Raw genomic sequence first — 20,010 nt, forward strand, 5'->3', positions numbered from 1 at the left:
ACCACCCTGTTCCCTGTACCGAGGACGAACCGGCGAGAGGCCGGCCGGGGCACGGCCGTACGCCCGTACACCACACCGTCCGCACCAGGACAGTCACCGTGCGTACCGCCCGGAGTGCTCCGCACGGTAGGACGACTCGGTCACCCTCGGTGATGTGAATCAGGAAACCGTCACCGCATCCGGTGAACCGATCATCGGCGCGGCCCACTTCCGCACCTCGTTCCCCACCACCGCGCACGGCGCGCACACCGCGCGCCACGCCGCCGAGCGCTGGCTGACCGCGCAGCGGGGCGGGCCGGAGGCCGCCGGCGAGGACGACACGGCCACGGCCTGCCTCCTCATCGCCGAACTGACCGCGAACGCGGCCCTGCACGGCCGGGTGAGAGGCAGGAACGCACGCCTGGCCCTCACCCTGACCCCCACCACCCTGCGGATCGAAGTCACCGACGCGCGCGGCGAGCGCCGCCCCGTGCCGGCCCCGGCGACCGGTGCCGACGGCGAGTCCGGACGGGGCCTGCTGCTCGTCGCCTCGCTCGCGGACGCCTGGGGCTGCGAACCGTACCCGCCGGGCGGCAAGACGGTGTGGGCGGAGTGCGCCCGGCGGGCACCGCTCAGGACGAGCCCCGGCTCTCCCAGCGGTCCCGGAACCACGTCAGCGTCTCGGTGAGCAGTTCCCGGTTGCGCTCCTTCTCCAGCAGGGACAGCCGGATGTTGGGGCGTAGCTCCAGCTTGCCCTCCGGGAGGTCGACGCCGTCCAGGGCGTTGAGGCGGGTGAGGAGTTCGGCGCGCAGCGCACGGTCGGTGAACGGCTCGCGTACGGCCATGTGCTGGAACACCACCTCCGCCGTGCCTCCGCGCCCGGCGCCGGGGTAGAGCGTCATCGGCCAGATGCCGCAGCCGGGGCCGCCCGCCTCACCGAGCATGAGGTACGCGCTCGTGATGACGTGTCCCGAGCCGTGGCCGATCCAGCCGCCGAGTGCCTCCCAGTGGGCGAAGAGCGCGCGGACCGCTTCGACCGTCTCGGGGGAGTCGTCGGCGGCGAGCTGACGGAAGAACCGTTCGGCGCGGGTCTCCTCGCCGGGTGTTCCCGAGGTTGCGTCCTGCGCTGTGTCCTCGCCGTCCGCCCGGTCGTCGTCGGTTCCGGCGAGCAGTGCGGCGAGCTCGTCGGCCGTGAGCCGCTGGGCTGGGTCGGCGGCTCCGGTGGCCGTGAAGCGGACGCCGTCGGCGGTCAGCCGGGCGCGGACGTCGTCGCTTCCCTTCTCCTGGGGCGTCGCCCACCGGAAGCCGTCAGAGACCTTGCCCTCGGAGGTGAGGACGCGGTACGCGTTGGCCACTCCGGGGGTGCTGGCCAGGTGGTTGCCCACGGCCTGGGCGCCGGAGCCGAGGAACGCGGCGAGGTCGCCGTAGGAGGTCCAGGTGCCGTGGGGGAGCGCGGCGAGGACCTGGTGGGCGAGCTGCCAGTCGCGGTTGCGCTCCGCGCGGCCCACTCCGCGCAGTGGGGCGGGCCACAACGCGACGGCACGGTCGGCGAGTTCGTCGGCGCGGGCCAGGATCTCACGCACGCCCCAGCGCTCGGTGGCGGCGATGCGGCGGTTCATCTCCAGGTGGCTGCCCTGCAACAGGTTCTGCTTGCGCTCGAAGGGATGGTTGGACAGCTCCGCGTTGACCGCGGTGAGCGTCAGGTTGCCGAGGGTGTGCTGGAACCTGGCGTGCAGTTCCTCCGCGGTCTCGCCCTCGTCGGTCTCCTCGCTCAGCGTCCGCAGCCACTCCTCGCCGGGCGACTGCGGCATGACGTGCTCGACGGTGAGCTGCGCGGCGGCGAAGTCGACCGGTTCGGGATGCCCGTAACTCTCCTCCAGTCGCTGCAGCACCAGTTTGCGCTGCTGCCACCGGCCGTACTGGTAGAACGGCGCCGTCCTGATCTTCTCGCGCAGGTCAGCGTCGTCGGGCCAGAAGCGGTTCTCGGAGGAGAGGAGCCGGTGCAGCCCCTCGGTGACGGGCACGTCGAGCGGGAGCTGCCCTGGTACGGCCTGGAAGATCCGGTTGAGGTTGTTGGTCGGGACCCGGCAGATCATCCGGCGGACGAGGAAGCTCTCGATGTACGCCAGGGCGCGGGTCATCTCGGAGGAGTCCAGCTCGCCGCGCTCACGCCGGTCGAACAGCAGCATCAGGGCGGGGTAGGTGACGGCCGCCTGCCACGCGTCCAGGCGGCGGAGCGCGTTCCGGACCGCCGGATCGGACTCCTCCTCGGGGTGCAGCAGCCGGCGGAAGTGGGCGCTGCGGCGGTGCAGTTCCTTGATGTACGCCTCGATCTCCGCGTCGCCTGCCTGCGTGTCCTCCAAACGCCTCTGCTGGGCGGCGTAGAGGTCCTGGCGACGGACCCGGTCATCTCCGTCGAGTACCAGTTGCAGCCACATGAGCTGTTCCAGCTCGTCGTTGGTCAGGCTCTTCTGCAGGGGGAGCCAGTAGGTCTCGTAGACGTGCTCGCCGCGCGCCTGGAGCTTCATGAAGAGGTAGTTGCGCAGCAGGTCGGCCTGGCTCAGCTTGAGGCCGGTGTTGTTGAGCGACTCGAAGATGCGGTGGACGTTGTCGCCGCGCTCGGCGGTCACCGCCACCAGCGCGAGCCGGGAGGTGATCGCCTGCTCAATGCGGAACACGTCCTGCGGGGCCGCCGGATCATCCGCCTCGACCAGCTTCTTGCGGAAGAAGGCGTAGGCGGTGGCGATGCCGCTGCCGGTGTCCTGATCGGTGAGGGGGCCGCGGATGTGGGCGGCGAACTGCGTCCGGTCCGCCTGCGTCGGCAACAGACGGAGGTGGTCGTCGCCGCTCTTCCACTTGTTGATCAGGTACTGCTCGTCGATGCGCTGGGCCTCGACCGGTGCGCTGTCCGCGACGTGATCGCGGATGGCGGCCAGGGCCAGGGACAGCGTGGTCAGACGCTGCTGGCCGTCGACGACGAGCCAGCGGGGGAACGTCGCGTCGTTCTGCGGTGACGGTGCGAGCACCACCGAACCGAGGAAGTGCGTGCTCCCCTGCTCCTCGGGCGACTCGAGCAGCACGGCCTGTTCCAGGATGTCGCTCCACAACTGTTTGAGGTGTTTCTCGGTCCACGAGTACGTCCGCTGGTAGAGCGGCACTTGGAACTGCTGGGCCCGGCCCTGCATGAGATCGGCGAACAACGTCTCCTTGGCCTGCATATGGCGGCCCCCCTTGATCCTCGGTCGTCCGCCGCCGATTACACCAGGCCCGCCTGGTCTCCGTATCGAGAAAGCCCCACGAAGTGCGGAATCGGCGGAGAACCAGTCACATTGTGAGCTGACACATGTGCTGGGGGCCTACGCCTCTGAGGAGGGGGCATGTCTCAACTCTCGGCTCCGTCCGTCTTGCTGCTACTGCTGACGTGCCGTCGGAGCGCGGTGGTGAGCTGGCGGCCGTCGTGGATGATCCGGATCAGTTCGTCTTCTATGAGCACTACGACCGTCATCCCCGCTTTCAGACGGGCGCCGACGTCGATCACCTGCCCCTTGACCACGATGCGCCCGGAGGTGTCCACGCGGTGCCGCTCATTGGTGCAAGCCGAAGAGACGACGGGCTTGAAGCGGGCTACCCCCTTTGGGAAGAGCGGTGGAGTGCGGCGTCGCGGGCACGACTTTGGTCGTGACGGGTCGGGAGCGAAGTCGAGGGCGGGCGTTGCGAGGCTCGACTGGACGAGGCGGGGAAATGGAGCCGGTTTTCCCGTAGATTACCACCGAGTAGCGCAAGGCTTCGGCGGCCTGCCTCTCGATCTGGCGCAGTCGTTCCCTGGTGACCCCGAGGTGCCTGCCGATGGCGTCAAGGGACAAGCCAGGGCCGCCGTAGTCCAGGCCATGGAGCAGTGCGAGCACCCAGGCCTCACGCGAGGGTAGCTGGTCGACCAGGCGACGCACTTCGTGCGGTGCCAGACCCATGTAGTCCGGTTCGTCTTCCAGGCTCTGAGATTCCTGCGTCGTACAGTCGAACTCCTCGTGCAGCGCGTCGTCGCCGATGGCCTCAGCCAACTCCTCCAGCGAGACGGTCGTGCGCACTTGAGACAGGAGCTCGGCCGCCTTCTCCTGAGGCATCCCCGCACCGGCGGCCACGGCAGGAAGGGCGTCGGCAGGTGTGTCGTGGCCCAGCTCGCGGTGGTCGAACAGCTCGATCGCGTGCAGCATGCCGAGGTTGCACCGGTCCGCTGAGGGGCGTGTCTCTCGCCCACCGGTACCAGACGGACTATTTCCAGGTCCACCTCGATCCGCTCACCGCCCTCAGCGCGGCGCAGGAGACTCTGCGTTCCGGTCTCTACGCCCTGCTGGAGGGCGCGGCCACCCGCCTGGAGATCACTCGGGACGACATCGACGGCACGGTCCACACCAAAGCCGAGGGGGAAGCCGTCGCTGCTGCTCTTCGACACCACACCGGGCGGGGCGGGAAACGTGATTCGGATCGGCGAGTACCTCGAACCGGTCGTCGAAGCCGCCCTTGCACGCGTGATCGGATGCGAGTGCGGACCGGAGAGCAGTTGCCACGCATGCCTGCGCACCTTCCGCAACGAGCGCTTTCACGAGTTGCTGAGCCATGGTGAAGCCGTCGTACTGTTCGATGCCTTGGCGGGCAGGAGCGCGAGCTGAATGGTAGGCAGGCGTCTGCCCTACTCCACCGTTTTGTGAGCGAAATCGCGGGCATAGAGCGGTCCGGTCCTGGCCTGATCATGCATCGAGATAGTCAGCAACGGGTCAGTGTGAGTCCTGAAACACCTGGCGACAGCTGACCGAACATGCGAATGGTTGTACGCTGCGGAGACCGCCCTTGACCTGCAGAAGCAGGCAGGGAGCAGACGAATTGGGAGTTTCTCCGTGTTCCGTACAATGTTCAAGTCCAAGATCCACCGCGCCACCGTCACCCAGGCCGACCTGCACTACGTGGGATCGGTGACCATCGACGCCGACCTGCTCGACGCCGCCGACCTGCTGCCCGGCGAGCTCGTGCACATCGTGGACGTCACCAACGGCGCCCGGCTGGAGACCTACGTCATCGAAGGCGAGCGCGGTTCGGGCGTGATCGGGATCAACGGGGCCGCCGCCCACCTCGTCCACCCCGGCGACCTGGTGATCATCATCAGCTACGCCCAGGTCACCGACGCCGAGGCGCGGACGCTGGAGCCGCGGGTCGTGCACGTGGACGGAGACAACCGCATCGTGGCCCTGGGCGCCGACCCGTCCGAGCCGGTGCCGGGCTCGGACCAGGAGCGTAGCCCGCAGGCCCGGCGGGCCTGACGCGGTCCGGGCACGGAGCGAGGAGTGTGCCGCCGGTGAGCGGCATTGAGGTCCGCGACCGGGCGGCGGGCCGACCGGGGCCGGAGCCGCGGCACCTCGTCGACGAGCAGGTGCCGGACCGGGCGCGCCACGAGGGACCGGAGGCGGTGGCGACCGTCGTCCCCGCACCGGCCGACCCCGGCACGCCGTCCCCGCCCCGGCCGGGGCCGGCCGGGGCCGGGGGTCCCGTGGCGGCGCCGTGCGGGCGGGCCCACCTGGCCGCCGCCGTTCACGCGGGGGAGTGAGTGGGGGCGCGACCGCCGGGTACGCGGGCAAGTAGTCCAGAGCCGAAGTCGACCGACTGGCCGGAGGACACCTGTCATGACGAACCCGTATCCGGACCCCGTTCCGCCGGGGCCCACGCCAGGTCCGGACCCCCAGCCCCCGCAGCCCTACCCGGACCCCGCCCCGCCACCCGCGCCGCACCCGGCCCCCGGACCGGTGCCGACTCCGCCGCCGGACCCCGGCCCCCAGCCGACCCCGCCGCCGGAACCGGAGCCGCCCGCGCCGCCCGGCCCGGCTCCGGGACCGCAGCCCACGCCTCCGCCGCCGCACCCCGGTCCGCCTCCCGGCCCGTCCCCGTCCCCGATCCCGCCGGGACCGGAGCCGGTGCCGGACCCGGAGCCGGGACCGCCGCTCACCTGAGCCGTACGCGCCACGGGCGGCGGCCGGCCGTCCGCGGCGCCGCCCGCCGCCCCGTCCCGCCACCTCGGTGTGAGCGGCCCATTCGGCCAAACGCCGTCGATTCCACGCCACTTGGCGTGAACGAGCGGCTGATTGCCGTCTTGTCACGGCCGGTGCCCGCCGCATATTTTTGCCCCTCCTGACGCAGTGTCGAGGGGGACCTTCCATGGCCGTACGCGGCCGGCACCGCCGGTACCAGCCGAACAGGATCAACCGCGCCTCACTCACCATCACGGCGGGCGGAGCCGGCTTGGCGCTGCCGCTCATCGGCACCGGGAACGCTCAGGCGGCCGACGTCGAGACCTGGGACGAGGTCGCCGCCTGCGAGTCCACCAACGACTGGGACATCAACACCGGCAACGGGTACTACGGCGGGCTGCAGTTCACCCAGTCCACCTGGGAGGCGTACGGCGGCACCCGGTACGCGCCGCGCGCCGACCTGGCCACCAAGGACCAGCAGATCGCCGTCGCCGAGAAGGTGCTCGACGGGCAGGGCCCCGGCGCCTGGCCGGTCTGCTCGGTCCGCGCCGGACTGACCCGGGGCGGCGCGGAGCCGGACATCCGTCCCGCCGGTTCCCCGAGACCCGGGAAGAGCGCGGAGAAGGCCGACGCGAAGGGTTCTTCCCCGGCGGGGGAGAGGACGGGGAAGGGCGGCGGCGGTTCCGCTCAGGACGTACGGCCGCAGACCCCGCCGCAGTCCCGGGCCGGCCGGACCGAGACGTACACGGTCGTCTCCGGCGACACGCTGTCCGGCATCGCGGAGGCCGAACGGGTCCGGGGCGGCTGGCAGCGGCTGTACGCCGCCAACCGCGGCACGATCGGGGCCGATCCCGACGTGATCCTTCCGGGCCAGCGGCTGAGCGTGAGCGGTGCGGGCACGGCCACCGGCTCCCCCGAGCGCACCGGCCGCAAGAGGGCCGAACCGTCCGCTTCCCCGCAGCGGGGGAAGGCGACGGAGAACAGCCGGGCCGGAAGCGGGAAGAACGGGGGCGGCAAGGGCCGGGACGGGAACGCCGCAACCGGGAAGGGCAGCGGCGGGAAGGCCGACACCGGGAGGGACGGCGCGCGCGGGGCCACGAGCGGACACGCGGTGGTGGCCCCCGTCGACGCCACCCTGGGTACGCCCTACCGCCAGGCGGGCTCCGCCTGGTCGAGGGGTTACCACACCGGCGTCGACTTCCCCGTGCCCACCGGCACCTCCGTGAAGTCGGTCGCGGCGGGCCGCGTCGTCAGCGCCGGCTGGGGCGGCTCGTACGGTTACCAGGTGGTGATCCGGCACACCGACGGCCGCTACAGCCAGTACGCACATCTGTCGGCGATCTCGGTACGGGACGGACAGTCCGTCGGTGCCGGGCAGCGCATCGGCCGCTCGGGGTCCACCGGCAACAGCTCGGGCCCGCACCTGCACTTCGAGGTGCGGACGGGGCCCGATTTCGGTACGGACGTCGACCCGGTTGCCTACCTGCGGGCCGCCGGCGTCAGGATCTGACCCGATCCCGGAACCGGTCGAGCGCCGGCGCCGGCGTGTGGAGGCCCGCGCAGAGCGGGACGCAGAACGGCAGGGGAGCACCGGGGACCGCCGGCTCCCCGGGCCCGTACGGGGGCCCGTGGGCGCCCTCCCGAAGGGCCGGCGCCGCGGGGGCGGGCACGGGCACCGTCCCGTGCGGCGCGGCGGCGGACCGTCCGGTGGGTTCCGCGGGCGGGTCCTCCCGGGCACGCTCCGGCCCGGCCGCAACCGCCGCGCCGGAGCCCTCCGGCGTTCGTGCCGGGACCGGGGCTCCGGCCGGGGCCGGCGCGGCGGCCCGCGTCCCGGCCTCCCACCGGGTACGCGCGATCCGTTCCGTCGTCAACAGGATCAGACCACCGGCCGCCACGACGCCGCAGCCCAGCGCGAGCACCGTGCCCGTGGTGCCGTAACGGAACGTTTCGCCGAACAGCGTGATGCCGACCGCCGCCGCCAGCACCGGGTTCACCACGGTGAGCGTGGCCAGTGGGGCCGTCAGGCCGGCGCCCTTGTAGGAGGCCTGGGACAGCAGCATCCCGGACGTGGCGAAGACGCCTATGACGGCCAGGGACGGCAGGTCCGCCGCCGTCACGCCGCCCGTCCAGTCGACGGCCACCAGCTTGGTGAAGACCGAGGACATGCCGAAGGCGATGCCGGACGCGGTGGCGAGCAGCATGCCGCGCACCGCGGCATGCCGGTGCGCGGCCCGCCCCGCGACCATCAGCGCCACGACGGCACCGCCGGTGACCAGGACCACGGCCACCCGCTCGGACGCGGTCGGCGACTGCCCGTCCGAGGTGCCGACCAGGGACAGCAGACCCGCGAGGCCGACGGTCGCCATGAGCGCGCCCCGCCAGGCGGCCGCACCGGCCCGGCGGTTCACGAACAGCGCCGCCATGGGCAGGGCGAACACGATGGTCAGCGCTCCGAGGGGCTGTACGAGGCTCAGCGGGCCGTAGGCGAGGGCGGCGACGTGCAGCAGCCCGCCGAAACCGTTGAGGGCGATCGCGGCCCACCAGCCGGGCCGCCGCAGGGGGGCGTACTGCCGCTCGGGGGAGGACTCCGCGACCCGCTCCTGCACGATCGCCCCGCCCGCGTACGCCACGGCGGAGACGAGCGACAGGAGGACGGACAACGCGAGGGCGCTCATCGGCTGCTCCTCTGCGCGGGGCGGGGGCCGGGGGCCCGGCGTGGCGTACGGTCGGCTTCCATACCCAACACGATGCCGTGCGGCGCTCTTCCCGTCGTCGTCCTTGAGCACGCACCGGGTCCTACTGCCGATGGAGTAGGGGATGGGCTCCGTCATCCCCTGGGTGGGCGTCGCCGGGTGCCGGCCCCCGAGGGGTTCCCCGGAGGCACCGGGGCCGAGGACGGCCGGGGACGTCCGAGGCATGCGGGGAGGGCCGGGGCAGGGGCACCGGGTCCGGCGGGGAAACGGCGGATCCGGTATGAGTCTCCTTGTGGATCTCGACCCCCGGCTCTCCGCCCTCCGCCCCCTCGGCGGCTTCTTCGCCCTGCGTGCTTGCGGCCCCCCGCCGCGCCCGCTCGTCCCACTCGCGCAGGTGTACGGGCCGGCGGTACCGGGGACCGGCCCGGATCCGCTGGCGTTCCGCGTCCGCAAGGTCGAGGAGGCCCTGCGCGCCCCCGCGACGCGGATCGCCGTCTCCGTGGCCCATCAGGGGCTCGCGGCCCGGCTGTGGTCCGCCGCCCTCGGCTGCGCCGTGCTGTACGGCCGCGTCCCCGACCTCGACCCGCGCCTGCTGCACTGGGACCCCGACGCCACGGCTCCCGACGACCTGTGGCTCACCGAGGTGCGCCCGCACTCCGGTGACACGGGCGGCGTGAGGGACACGAGCGACGAGGACACCGCGGCCGTCCTCGCGGGTGCCGTACTGCGCGCCCACCTGATACCGCTGGCGGCGGCCCTGCGCGCCCGCTACCGCGTCGCGGCGGGCCTGCTGCGGGGCAACACGGCCTCGGCGCTCGCCGGTGCCGCCCGCGAACTGGACCGCTGGGCCCGCGCCCACGGCCGTCCCGGCGCCGCCGCCCGCGCCCGGTCCCTGACCGCCGAGCTGCTCGGGCACCCCCTGCTCGCCGGCACCGGCGTGCTCACCGGCACCGCCTTCCGCCGCCGCAGCTGCTGCCTGTACTACCGCGTGCCCGGCAAAGGCGTCTGCGGCGACTGCTGCTTCCCGAGCCCTCCGGGGTCCGCGTCCCCGAGCCCTTGAGGGCCCGCGGGGCCTTCCCGGGCCCCCGCCGCGCCCCGGCAGCCCGCACCCCCGGCCGTCCGCGTCCCGGCACCCGCCCCCGACATCCAGCCCCCTGCCCCCCGGTCCTCTTCACTCGCCCTCTTCCCCCCACGCCCCGTCCGGGTGACCATGGGACGACCGGCCGCGGCGACGGGAGGGTGCGGGTGCGCGTGGGACTGCTGACCCGGGAGTATCCGCCGGACGTGTACGGCGGCGCCGGCGTCCACGTCGAGTTCCTCGCCCGCGAACTCGGCCGCCTCGTCGACCTGGACGTGCACTGCTGGGGCGAGGGCCGGGCGCAGGGGGTGCGGCGCCACCGGCCCTGGCCCGCGCTCGACGGGGCCAACGACGCGCTGCGCGCCTTCTCCGTGGACCTCGCCATGGCCGCCGCCCTGGCCGGCCGCCACCTGGTCCACTCGCACACCTGGTACACGGCGCTCGGCGGCCACCTCGCCAAGCTCCTCCACGGCATCCCGCACGTGGTCACCGCCCATTCCCTGGAGCCCCTGCGCCCCTGGAAGGCCGAGCAACTCGGCGGCGGGTACGCCCTGTCGAGCTGGGCGGAGCGCACCGCGATCGAGGCCGCCGACGCGGTGGTCGCCGTCTCCGGCGCCATGCGCGAGGACATCCTCTCCTGCTGTCCGGCGCTGGCGCCGGACCGGGTCCACGTCGTGCACAACGGCATCGACACCACCCTCTACCGGCCCGATCCCGCCACCGACGTCCTGGACCGCGTCGGCCTGGACCGCTCCCGGCCGTACGTCCTGTTCGTCGGCCGCATCACCCGCCAGAAGGGCGTGCCCCACCTGCTGCGCGCCGTCCGGGACATCGACCCGGCGGCGCAGGTCGTGCTGTGCGCGGGCGCACCCGACACCCCCGAGATCGACCGGGAGTTCCGCGACCTGTTCGGCGAGCTGAGCCGGGCGCGCGCGGGCGTGCACTGGATCCCCGCGATGCTGCCCCGCCCGGAGGTGATCCAACTCCTCACCCACGCCGCCGTGTTCGTCTGCCCCTCGGTGTACGAACCCCTCGGCATCGTCAACCTGGAGGCGATGGCCTGCGGCACGCCCGTCGTCGCCTCCCGCACCGGTGGCATCCCCGAGGTCGTGGAGGACGGCCGAACCGGGGTACTCGTGCCTGTGGACGACGGCTTCGAGGCGGGTCTCACGCGGGCCCTGGACGGGCTCCTCGGCGACCCGGGGACCGCACGGCGGATGGGTGAGGCGGGACGGGAGCGGGCGGTGCGCGTGTTCGGCTGGGACGCGGTCGCGCGCCGCACCGTCCGGCTCTACGAGGAGGTCCTCGGGGGGGCGTAGCGCGTCCGCACGCGCACGGCAACGGACACAGGCACGGGCAGGAAACGGCGAGGGCGAGGGGAGCGGCCATGCGGCGTGGGGGTCCATCGGTGCTCGGGATCGTGCTGGCGGGCGGGGAGGGCAAGCGCCTGATGCCCCTGACCGCGGACCGCGCCAAACCCGCGGTCACCTTCGGCGGCACGTACCGCCTCGTCGACTTCGTCCTGTCCAACCTCGTCAACGGCGACATCCTGCGCATCTGCGTCCTGACCCAGTACAAGTCGCACTCGCTGGACCGGCACATCACCACCACCTGGCGGATGTCCAGCCTGCTCGGCAACTACGTCACACCCGTCCCGGCCCAGCAGCGGCTCGGCCCCCGCTGGTACCTGGGCAGCGCCGACGCGATCCTGCAGTCCCTGAACCTCGTGCACGACGAACAGCCCGACCACGTCGCGGTGTTCGGCGCCGACCACGTCTACCGCATGGACCCGCGGCAGATGCTCGCCCAGCACATCGAGTCGGGGGCGGGCGTGACGGTGGCCGGGATCCGCGTGCCGCGCGCCGAGTCGTCGTCGTTCGGCGTGATCACGCCCGGACCCGACGGCCTGACCGTCGACGGCTTCCTGGAGAAGCCCGCCGATCCGCCGGGCCTGCCCGACGACCCCGAGTGCGTCTTCGCCTCGATGGGCAACTACGTCTTCACCACCAAGGCCCTGATCGAGGCGCTGCGCCGGGACGCCGAGGACGAGGACTCGGCACACGACATGGGCGGTTCGATCCTGCCCCAGCTCACCGAGCGGGGAGCGGCGGCGCTGTACGACTTCGGCACCAACCACGTGCCCGGCGAGACCTCCCGCGACCAGGGCTACTGGCGGGACGTGGGCACCCTCGACGCCTACTACGAGGCCCACATGGACCTGATCGCCGAGCACCCCGCCTTCAACCTGTACAACCGCGACTGGCCGATCTACACCCACTCGGGCCAGCTCTCGCCCGCCCGCTTCAATGGGGGCGGCATCGCCGGCGAGTCGATCGTCAGCGCCGGGTGCCTGATCCGCGGGCAGGTCACGCGGTCCGTGCTGTCACCGGGGGTCGTGGTCGAGCCGGGCGCGGTGGTGCAGGGCTCGGTGCTGCACGACAACGTGCACGTCGGGCGCGGTGCGGTGGTGCGCGGGGCGGTACTGGACAAGAACGTCGTGGTGCCGCCGGGCGCGACCATCGGCGTCAACCCGGAGCGGGACGCGGAGCTCTACACCGTCTCCCGGGGCGGGGTGATCGCCCTGGGCAAGGGGCAGCGGGTGCGCTGACCGCCGCCGCCCGACGGCTCCCTGGACCCGCACCCCGATCCGTGTTGTCATGCCTATGTCATCACATCGACGCGATGGACGGGATGGCCGGCCGTGGCCCGGCACCCCGCCTCGAAGGAGAGGATCCGTGCCCATCAGACGGTTCAGAGACCGGTTCGCCCTCCTGCTCGCCGCGGCACTGGGCGTCGCGGGACTCACCACCGCCCCCTCCGCGAGCGCGGACGGCGAGCCCGCTCCGGAGATCCACGGGCTGAAGGGCGAGTACTACACCCACTCGGCCCCCGGCACCTTCGACTTCCACGAGCTGAAGGCCACCGCCTTCGACCCGCGACTCGACTTCGACACCCTGGAACCCCGCCTGAACTTCACCACCGGCCGGTCGGACGACGTCAGCGTCCGCTGGACCGGGAAGATCGTCCCGGAGAAGACCGGCCCGCACACCTTCTCGGTCATCGGCGACAACGGCTTCCGCCTGTGGGTCGACGGGAAGCTCGCCATCGACCACTGGGTCGACGACTGGGACCGGGAGCAGACCGCCGAACCCGTGGAGCTGACGGCGGGTCGGGCCTACGACTTCAAGGTGGAGTACTTCGAGCACTTCGGCGGCTCCCACCTGCACGTCCGCTGGACCGAGCCCGGCGGTGACAAGGAGCCCGTGCCGCAGTCGGCGTTCCGGCTGCCCGACGGGTTCGACTACGACGGGCCCACCGCGGCGACGGTCCTCGCCACCGGCCGCACGCTGAAGCTGGATTTCGCCCGGCCCCTCGCCACGCCCCCGGCCGGCTTCACCGACCACCTCGACGCGGTGATCGGCGGCGCGGAGTGGCCCCTGGGCGCGGCCGCGTTGGACCCCGCCGACCCCACGGCCCTGCTCGTCGCCCTCGACGAACCCGTCGTCGGCGACAAGACGGGCACCGCACCCGGCACCGCCGACGTCCGCTACGACGGTGAAGGCGGCCTCGCCGACGCCGACGGCAACGTTGTCAAGGCGTTCCTGAGCAGCGGACCCAACCGGTCCACGTACGAACTGCGCACCCGGTGGGCCGAGGAGGTCGGACCGGGCAACGCCCATCCCGAGTACCCGCGCCCGCAGCTCACCCGCTCCGAGTGGCTCAACCTCAACGGCCGCTGGCAGTTCGCCGCCGCCGAGGCGGGCGAGCGGCCGCCGTTCGGCAGGACCCTCGACGAGCGCATCCTCGTGCCGTACCCGGTGGAGTCCCAGCTCTCCGGCGTCCAGCGGCACGAGGACCGCATGTGGTACCGCCGCACCTTCACCGTCCCCGCCGACTGGCACATCGGCTCCGGCCGGCGGCTGAAGCTCAACTTCGGCGCCGTCGACTGGCACGCCAAGGTCTGGGTCAACGGCACCGAGGTCGCCGAGCACAAGGGCGGCTACGACAAGTTCGCCGCGGACGTCACCGACGCGCTCAGGCCCGGCCGCGCCCAGGAACTGATCGTCGGCGTGTACGACCCGACCGACGCGGCGGACGGCGAGAACCCGCCGCTGGGCAAGCAGCGCCTGGATCCCAGCGGCATCTGGTACACGCCCAGCTCCGGCATCTGGCAGACGGTCTGGCTGGAGCCGGTCGCCCGCGACCACGTCGACTCCCTCAAGCTCACCCCGGACGCCGCCGCGGGCACGCTCACCGTCGAGCCGCGCGGCGTGCGCGACGGCGTCCCGGTCAGGGCGACGGCGTACGCCGGCACCCGCAAGGTCGCCACGGCCACCGGCCGCACCGGCCGCCCCCTGACCCTGACGATCGACGACCCGCGCCTGTGGTCCCCGGACGACCCCTTCCTGTACGGCCTGAAGGTCACCGTCGGCGCCGACCGCGTCGGCAGCTACTTCGGAATGCGGTCCGTCGCGGTCGAGAAGGTGAACGGCGTGCCCCGTACGCTCCTCAACGGCGAACCCGTCTTCCTGATGGCCACCCTCGACCAGGGCTTCTGGCCCGACGGCCTGCACACCGCGCCCACCGACGAGGCCCTCGCCCACGACCTGAGACTGCACAAGCGGCTCGGCTTCAACTCGGTGCGCAAGCACATCAAGGTCGAACCCGACCGCTGGTTCTACTGGGCCGACCGGCTCGGCCTGCTGGTGTGGCAGGACATGCCCGCCATGACGGCCGGGGTGAACCCGGGCACCGAGGCGCGCGCCCAGTACGAACGCGAGATGAAGGAGATGATCGACGAGCACGTCAGCAGCCCGTCGGTGATCATGTGGGTCACCTTCAACGAGGGCTGGGGCCAGTACGACGTCGGCCGCGTCGCCGCGCAGGCCAAGGCCTGGGACCCGACCCGGCTGGTGAACAACCAGTCCGGGCTGAACCTGGGGGCCGACGGCGGCACCGGCGACATCATGGACGAGCACGGCTACCCGAGCCCCGCCCTGCCGCCCCACCCGGACGGTGAACGCGCCCTGGTCAGCGGCGAGTACGGCGGTCTCGGCCTGGCGGTGCCCGGCCACGCCTGGTCCGTGCAGCAGTCGTACGTCGACGTCGACCCGGCCGCGTACACCGACGGCTACCTGGCCAGGCTGGGCGAGGTGCGGGCGCTGGTGTGCCGGGGGAGCAACGGCGCCGTGTACACCCAGATCGCGGACGTCGAGGGCGAGCTGAACGGGCTGACGACCTACGACCGCGCGGTCCTCAAACCGGACGTGCAGCGCGTGCGGGCCGCTCACGAGGCGCTGATCCGTGACGCGTCCCGGGCGACTCCGGCCGGATGCCCGGCGAGTGGTTCCTGAGCCCGGAATCCCGTGAGTCCCGCCTCCCCCACCGGTTCGTGGGGGAGGCGGGACTTAATCTGGTATTAACTGTGCGTAGCGCGACCGTGCTTGACCGTAATCGCCGAAGGGCGATTGACTGCTCGCCCACCCGTCGTCGACGCGAGGCACGCCCTTGACTTCCGACCTGCTGACCCCCCTCGACCTTGCGTTCTGGAACATCGAGTCCGCCGAGCATCCGATGCACCTCGGAGCGCTCGGCGTCTTCTCCGCCCGTTCGCCGGCCGCGGGCGCGCACGCGGCGGACCTGCTCGCGGCCCGCGCCGCCGCCGTACCCGGGCTGCGCATGCGCATCCGGGACGTGTGGCGGCCGCTCGCCCTGGGCCGGCCGCTCTCCTTCGGCGGCGCCGCCCGCGAACCCGACCCCGCCTTCGACCCCCTCGACCACGTCCGGCTGCACCCGCCCACCGCGGACTTCCACGCCGACGCGGGCCGCCTCCTGGAACGCCCGCTGCGGCGCGACCGGCCGCCGTGGGAGGCCCATGTGCTGCCGGACCGGAGCGGCACGTCGTTCGCGGTGCTGTTCAAGTTCCACCACGCCCTCGCCGACGGGCTGCGCGCGCTCACCCTCGCCGCGGCGATCCTCGACCCGGCGGACACCTTCGCGCCCCGCCCGCGCCCCGCGCGGCCCCGGCGCGGCGGACCGCCGGACGCGCGCGGTCTGCCGGAGCTGCTGCGCGGCGCCCTGGCCGAGGCGGGCCGCGCCCTGGACATCGGCGCCTCCGTCGCCCTGTCCACCCTCGACGCGCGCTCCTCGCCCGCGCTCACCGCCGGGCCCTCCGGTACCCGCCGGACCGCCGGGGCGGTCGTCGACCTCGACGACGTGCACCGCATCCGCAAGGTCGAGGGCGGCACCGTCAACGACGTCCTGATCGCGGTCGTCGCGGGCGCCCTGCGCCGCTGGCTCGACGAGCGCGGCGACGGCAGCGAGGGCGTGGCGCCCCGCGCCCTGATCCCGGTCTCCAAGCGCCGCCCGCACACCGCGCAGCCGCCGGGCAACCGGCTCTCCGGCTACTTGATGCGGCTTCCGGTCGGCGACCCCGACCCCCTCGGCCGCCTCGGCGCGGTCCGCGCCGCCATGGACCGCAACAAGGACGCCGGGCCCGACCGGGGCGCCGGCGCGGTGGCCCTGCTCGCCGACCACGTGCCGGCGCTCGGCCACCGGCTCGGCGGGCCCCTGGCCGGACGGGCCGCCCGGCTCTGGTTCGACATCCTGGTCACCAGCGTGCCCCTGCCCGGCATCGGCCTGAGGCTCGGCGGCCACCCGCTCACCGCGGTCCACCCCTTCGCGCCGCTGGCCCCCGGCCACTCCCTGGCGGTCGCCGTCTCCACCTACCGCGGGCGCGTCCACTACGGGCTGGTCGCCGACGCCGAGGCCGTACCGGACCTCGGCGTGCTGGCGCGCGCCCTGTCCGAGGAGGTGGAGACATTGCTCACTGCCTGCCATCCCTGACCGGCGCGGGTTTGGCGGCACGGCCCGGCGCTCCGTAAACTCACCCGTTCGAAAGCGGGCGCGAGTCGGAGCGCCGCAACGGGTGATCAGGGAACGGCAGCGGCGATGACGGTGACAGACAACGGCCCGGCGGCCACGGACGACGCGACCGTGCCCTCGTACGGCCCCGGCATCGACCCGGAGCGCCTGGCCGTCTGCCTCAGCGTGCTGGAGGAACTCGACCGGCTCGACGTCGACCACCCCGACGCGATCAAGGTGCGCCGGGCCACCTCGCACATCTACCGCACGGTCAAGCAGCGCCGCCGCCAGGAGCGCCGGGCCGCCAAGACCGCCCACGACCGGGCGGTCACCGAGGCCACCGCCACCGGCTCCGCCGAGCGCATCGACGACGAGACCGAGGGCGTCCTGCCCTCCTCCAAGGTCGAGCCCGGCCGGATCGCGGGGATACTCCAGCGCCCCCGCTCCTGCTACATCTGCAAGACGCGGTACGTCGAGGTCGACTACTTCTACCACCAGCTCTGCCAGAAGTGCGCCGCCGAGAACCGGGCCAAGCGCGACGCCCGCACCGACCTGACCGGCAAGCGGGCACTGCTCACCGGCGGCCGGGCCAAGATCGGCATGTACATCGCGCTCAGGCTGCTGCGCGACGGCGCCCACACCACGATCACGACCCGGTTCCCGAACGACGCCATCCGCCGCTTCAAGGCCCAGCCCGACAGCGACGAGTGGATCCACCGGCTGAAGATCGTCGGCATCGACCTGCGCGACCCGGCCCAGGTCGTCGCGCTCGCCGAGTCGGTCGCCGCCGCCGGCCCGCTCGACATCCTGATCAACAACGCGGCGCAGACCGTGCGCCGCTCCCCGCAGGCATACAGCGAGCTGGTCGCCGCCGAGTCCGGCCCGCTGCCCGCCGGTGAACTGCCCGCCGCCGAGGTGATCGGCACCTTCGGCTCCGGCGCGGTCGCCGAGCTCCCGGTCGCCGGGGGCGGCGCGCTCACCGCCCAGGAGGTCACCGACCTCGCGCTGGTCTCCGGCTCCGCCTCCCTGGAGCGCATCGCGGCGGGCACGGCGATCGACGCGGGCGGCCTGGTGCCCGACCTGCACGACACCAACAGCTGGGTGCAGACGGTGGACGAGGTCACGCCCATCGAGCTGCTGGAGGTCCAGCTGTGCAACTCGACGGCGCCGTTCATCCTGATCAGTCGGCTGCGTCCGGCGATGGCGGCGTCCCCGTCCCGGCGGAGGTACATCGTCAACGTCTCCGCCATGGAGGGCGTCTTCGCCCGTGGCTACAAGGGTGCCGGCCACCCGCACACCAACATGGCCAAGGCCGCCCTGAACATGCTCACGCGCACCAGCGCCCAGGAGATGTTCGACAAGGACGGCATCCTGATGACGGCCGTCGACACCGGCTGGATCACCGACGAGCGCCCGCACCCCGACAAGGTGCGCCTCGCGGAGGCCGGTTTCCACGCCCCGCTCGACCTGGTCGACGGCGCCGCCCGCGTCTACGACCCGATCGTGCGCGGCGAGGCGGGCGAGGACCTGTACGGCGTCTTCCTGAAGGACTACGCGCCCGGCAAGTGGTGACGGTGCGCGGGTGAGGCGGGCGGGCCGGCGTGCCCGGTCGTCCGTCGGGGCCCCGCGGCGGTCAGTCGACCGCGCCCAGCCGGGAATTGCGCGCCGCCACCAGTTCCAGCAGCGTGCGCCAGTCCTCCAGCACCCCGGCGTCGAAGCCGGCGCCGCGGCCCTCCTCGGCCGCCTGGCGCAGGCCGAGCAGGTCGTCGTCGGCCCAGGCGTCCGAGTCGTCCTGGTGGCGCAGCAGACGGGCGACCCGCTCACCGAGCAGCGACCGCACCGCCGCGGCCGTGCGCTCGGCGCGGCCGTGCGGATCGCCGGGCCACAGCAGCCGGCCGACCGGATGCACCAGCCCGGCCACCTGGAGTTCCTTGTCGGCGGGGCGGCTGCGGCGCAGCAAGGCGGCGGTCCGCAGCGCGTGATCGTGCAGATCCACCGGCGCGCCGCCGTGTCCCGCGGTGCTCCGCGTGCCCTGGCAGGCGTACAGCAGGTCCATCAGCTCCTCGACGCTGCGCAGCTCCATGCGTCAGTCCTCCCGCGAGAAGGCCGTTGCCGTCCGCCAGCAGAGCATGGCCGCCTTGCGCCCCGGCCAACGGCACTTGAACGGTGCGGCCACACGGGTGACGGCCGTACCGGGCGGCGCGCCGGGTGCGAGGGGGCGACGTCCGTCCGGCACAGGGCTCCGCCGCCCGTGCGGTACGCGCGCACGCGGCCGGACCTGGGCCGAACGGGTGAAGGCCGTCAGGGGGAACGACCGGGGGCGAACCGTGCGAACCGGCCGCCGGACGCGCAGCGAAACGTCATGGTTACCCCAAGTTTTCACTCCTATCGAGCGGACCTCCGCTCATTTGGTTAGTCTGGTCCGGACGGGCAACAGCCAAGGGGTCCCAACCCGCACCCACGGCCCGTCATGGGACAAGCCGGCGCACAACGGCCTGCTCTCACCCGAGTTACCGGCGCCACCGCGTCCGAACTGCTTTCGACCAAGACCCGAGCGGGCGTCAGGTGCGGGACGGCAGACCGACCGGCGACGCCCGAGGGTGACCGACACATGAGGAGTGCGCGGTGACACCGGAGAAGACCAATCGCGAACAGCGCCCCAAGGAACGCGGGGAACGGGCCGGCCGCCGGACCGGAGAGATCGGCAGCCTCGACGTCTGGGCCCGTTCCGCCCCCATCCGCCTGGCGGGCTACGAGGACGACCTCGCCGAGCCGCACATCCTGCCCAGCGTGGACTGACCCGCCCACCGGAGACCGGCGGGGAGTCCCCCGCGGTCACCGGCGCACGGGCGTGCGACACTCACGCCCATGCTGATCAGGGACGCAACGACCGACGACTGGCCGCGCATCTGGCCCTTCTGGCACCGCATCGTCGCCGCCGGCGAGACCTACACCTGGGACCCGGGGACCTCCGAGGAGGAGGCCCGGGCCCTGTGGATGAACCCCGCCAAGCGGGTCTTCGCCGTCGAGGACGACTCCGGTGCCGTCGTCGCCTCGGCCTACCTCACCCCCAACTACGGGGGCCCCGCCGCCCGGATCGCCAACGCCGGCTTCATGGTCGACCCCGACCGGGCGGGCCGCGGCACCGGCCGGGCCCTCGCCGAGCACGTCCTGGCCGCCGCCGCGGCCGACGGCTACCGCGGCATGGTCTTCAACGCCGTCGTCGAGACCAACCCGGCCGTCGGACTGTGGAGGTCCCTCGGCTTCGCGATCCTCGGCACCGTTCCGGAGGCGTTCGAGCACCCGCGGCACGGGCGGGTCGGCCTGCACGTCATGTACCGGGCCCTGTAGACGCCGAACGGCCCGGCCACGCCGTACGGTT

General features: G+C 73.0%; 18 protein-coding genes. 13 read left to right on the forward strand and 5 right to left on the reverse strand.

The genetic code is table 11. The annotated features are described in order from the left end of the window. The first annotated feature begins 154 nt into the window (after window positions 1–154). Entirely contained in the window at window positions 155–667 is a 513-nt protein-coding gene (locus ACSU6Z_RS26535) for an ATP-binding protein (protein ID WP_437049363.1), read from the forward strand. Here ACSU6Z_RS26535 and ACSU6Z_RS26540 read toward each other — a convergent pair. The 3 genes from ACSU6Z_RS26540 to ACSU6Z_RS26550 form a co-directional block, all read right to left on the reverse strand. Beyond that, window positions 612–3,197: a GmrSD restriction endonuclease domain-containing protein gene (locus tag ACSU6Z_RS26540; RefSeq protein ID WP_437049365.1), complete on the reverse strand. Its 2,586-nt coding sequence runs from the start codon at window positions 3,195–3,197 to the stop codon at window positions 612–614. The genes ACSU6Z_RS26535 and ACSU6Z_RS26540 overlap by 56 nt on opposite strands. 164 nt (window positions 3,198–3,361) lie before the next feature. Beyond that, window positions 3,362–3,553 carry a hypothetical protein gene (locus ACSU6Z_RS26545; RefSeq protein WP_437049367.1) on the reverse strand — a complete coding sequence of 64 codons (192 nt, stop codon included), beginning with the start codon at window positions 3,551–3,553 and terminating at the stop codon, window positions 3,362–3,364. A 10-nt stretch (window positions 3,554–3,563) separates the two neighbouring features. After that, window positions 3,564–4,190, reverse strand: a complete 627-nt coding sequence (locus ACSU6Z_RS26550) for a sigma factor-like helix-turn-helix DNA-binding protein (protein ID WP_437049369.1) — start codon at window positions 4,188–4,190, stop codon at window positions 3,564–3,566. 225 nt (window positions 4,191–4,415) lie between these two features. Between ACSU6Z_RS26550 and ACSU6Z_RS26555 the strand changes: the two genes are divergently transcribed. From ACSU6Z_RS26555 to ACSU6Z_RS26570, 4 genes are all read left to right on the forward strand, one after another. Continuing rightward, the gene (locus ACSU6Z_RS26555) at window positions 4,416–4,646 is read left to right on the forward strand and encodes a DUF1998 domain-containing protein (RefSeq protein WP_437050502.1); all 231 of its coding nucleotides are present in this window, start codon (window positions 4,416–4,418) and stop codon (window positions 4,644–4,646) included. A gap of 225 nt (window positions 4,647–4,871) precedes the next feature. Beyond that, window positions 4,872–5,291: an aspartate 1-decarboxylase gene (panD, locus tag ACSU6Z_RS26560; RefSeq protein WP_437049370.1), complete on the forward strand. Its 420-nt coding sequence runs from the start codon at window positions 4,872–4,874 to the stop codon at window positions 5,289–5,291. Between the two features lie 35 nt (window positions 5,292–5,326). Next, window positions 5,327–5,575: a hypothetical protein gene (locus ACSU6Z_RS26565; RefSeq protein ID WP_437049372.1), complete on the forward strand. Its 249-nt coding sequence runs from the start codon at window positions 5,327–5,329 to the stop codon at window positions 5,573–5,575. 605 nt (window positions 5,576–6,180) lie between these two features. Next, window positions 6,181–7,503, forward strand: a complete 1,323-nt coding sequence (locus tag ACSU6Z_RS26570) for a transglycosylase family protein (protein WP_437049374.1) — start codon at window positions 6,181–6,183, stop codon at window positions 7,501–7,503. On the opposite strand, the gene ACSU6Z_RS26575 is transcribed toward ACSU6Z_RS26570, so the two are convergent. After that, a complete protein-coding gene (locus tag ACSU6Z_RS26575; RefSeq protein WP_437049375.1) occupies window positions 7,493–8,668 on the reverse strand; it encodes a DMT family transporter in 1,176 nt (391 codons plus the stop codon). The genes ACSU6Z_RS26570 and ACSU6Z_RS26575 overlap by 11 nt on opposite strands. Before the next feature lie 298 nt (window positions 8,669–8,966). Here ACSU6Z_RS26575 and ACSU6Z_RS26580 point away from each other — a divergent pair, with 298 nt between their 5' ends. The 6 genes from ACSU6Z_RS26580 to ACSU6Z_RS26605 all read left to right on the forward strand — a co-directional run bounded on the left by ACSU6Z_RS26580 (window position 8,967) and on the right by ACSU6Z_RS26605 (window position 18,200). Continuing rightward, complete coding sequence (locus ACSU6Z_RS26580; protein ID WP_437049377.1) at window positions 8,967–9,746, forward strand: (2Fe-2S)-binding protein; 780 nt, start codon at window positions 8,967–8,969, stop codon at window positions 9,744–9,746. A 185-nt stretch (window positions 9,747–9,931) separates the two neighbouring features. After that, window positions 9,932–11,083 (forward strand): glycogen synthase, encoded by a 1,152-nt coding sequence (glgA, locus tag ACSU6Z_RS26585; protein WP_437049379.1) that lies wholly within the window; start codon window positions 9,932–9,934, stop codon window positions 11,081–11,083. Between the two features lie 68 nt (window positions 11,084–11,151). Continuing rightward, a complete protein-coding gene (gene glgC / locus ACSU6Z_RS26590; protein WP_437049381.1) occupies window positions 11,152–12,372 on the forward strand; it encodes a glucose-1-phosphate adenylyltransferase in 1,221 nt (406 codons plus the stop codon). Between the two features lie 127 nt (window positions 12,373–12,499). Further along, a complete protein-coding gene (locus ACSU6Z_RS26595; RefSeq protein WP_437049383.1) occupies window positions 12,500–15,118 on the forward strand; it encodes a PA14 domain-containing protein in 2,619 nt (872 codons plus the stop codon). Window positions 15,119–15,272: 154 nt separating this feature from the next. Beyond that, the gene (locus ACSU6Z_RS26600; RefSeq protein WP_437049384.1) at window positions 15,273–16,610 is read left to right on the forward strand and encodes a wax ester/triacylglycerol synthase family O-acyltransferase; all 1,338 of its coding nucleotides are present in this window, start codon (window positions 15,273–15,275) and stop codon (window positions 16,608–16,610) included. Window positions 16,611–16,715: 105 nt separating this feature from the next. Next, window positions 16,716–18,200, forward strand: coding sequence for an SDR family NAD(P)-dependent oxidoreductase (locus ACSU6Z_RS26605; protein ID WP_437049386.1), 1,485 nt, complete (start codon window positions 16,716–16,718; stop codon window positions 18,198–18,200). A 61-nt stretch (window positions 18,201–18,261) separates the two neighbouring features. Here ACSU6Z_RS26605 and ACSU6Z_RS26610 read toward each other — a convergent pair whose 3' ends face one another. Beyond that, the gene (locus ACSU6Z_RS26610; RefSeq protein ID WP_437049388.1) at window positions 18,262–18,711 is read right to left on the reverse strand and encodes a hypothetical protein; all 450 of its coding nucleotides are present in this window, start codon (window positions 18,709–18,711) and stop codon (window positions 18,262–18,264) included. Between the two features lie 542 nt (window positions 18,712–19,253). Here ACSU6Z_RS26610 and ACSU6Z_RS26615 point away from each other — a divergent pair. Then, entirely contained in the window at window positions 19,254–19,427 is a 174-nt protein-coding gene (locus ACSU6Z_RS26615) for a hypothetical protein (RefSeq protein ID WP_437049390.1), read from the forward strand. Window positions 19,428–19,496: 69 nt separating this feature from the next. Beyond that, window positions 19,497–19,979 carry an N-acetyltransferase family protein gene (locus tag ACSU6Z_RS26620; protein WP_437049392.1) on the forward strand — a complete coding sequence of 161 codons (483 nt, stop codon included), beginning with the start codon at window positions 19,497–19,499 and terminating at the stop codon, window positions 19,977–19,979. Window positions 19,980–20,010: the final 31 nt, after the last annotated feature.

Origin of the sequence: Streptomyces sp. enrichment culture (assembly GCF_964273145.1) — a bacterium.
Lineage (GTDB): Bacteria > Actinomycetota > Actinomycetes > Streptomycetales > Streptomycetaceae > Streptomyces.

What these genes read in the sequence shown, in the direction of transcription:
- ACSU6Z_RS26580 (WP_437049377.1), top strand. Translation starts at nt 8,967, where the DNA reads ATGAGTCTCCTTGTGGATCTCGACCCCCGGCTCTCCGCCCTCCGCCCC.
- glgC (WP_437049381.1), top strand. Translation starts at nt 11,152, where the DNA reads ATGCGGCGTGGGGGTCCATCGGTGCTCGGGATCGTGCTGGCGGGCGGG.
- ACSU6Z_RS26550 (WP_437049369.1), bottom strand. Translation starts at nt 4,190, where the DNA reads ATGCTGCACGCGATCGAGCTGTTCGACCACCGCGAGCTGGGCCACGAC.
- ACSU6Z_RS26540 (WP_437049365.1), bottom strand. Translation starts at nt 3,197, where the DNA reads ATGCAGGCCAAGGAGACGTTGTTCGCCGATCTCATGCAGGGCCGGGCC.
- ACSU6Z_RS26610 (WP_437049388.1), bottom strand. Translation starts at nt 18,711, where the DNA reads ATGGAGCTGCGCAGCGTCGAGGAGCTGATGGACCTGCTGTACGCCTGC.
- ACSU6Z_RS26575 (WP_437049375.1), bottom strand. Translation starts at nt 8,668, where the DNA reads ATGAGCGCCCTCGCGTTGTCCGTCCTCCTGTCGCTCGTCTCCGCCGTG.
- ACSU6Z_RS26605 (WP_437049386.1), top strand. Translation starts at nt 16,716, where the DNA reads ATGACGGTGACAGACAACGGCCCGGCGGCCACGGACGACGCGACCGTG.
- ACSU6Z_RS26620 (WP_437049392.1), top strand. Translation starts at nt 19,497, where the DNA reads ATGCTGATCAGGGACGCAACGACCGACGACTGGCCGCGCATCTGGCCC.
- ACSU6Z_RS26570 (WP_437049374.1), top strand. Translation starts at nt 6,181, where the DNA reads ATGGCCGTACGCGGCCGGCACCGCCGGTACCAGCCGAACAGGATCAAC.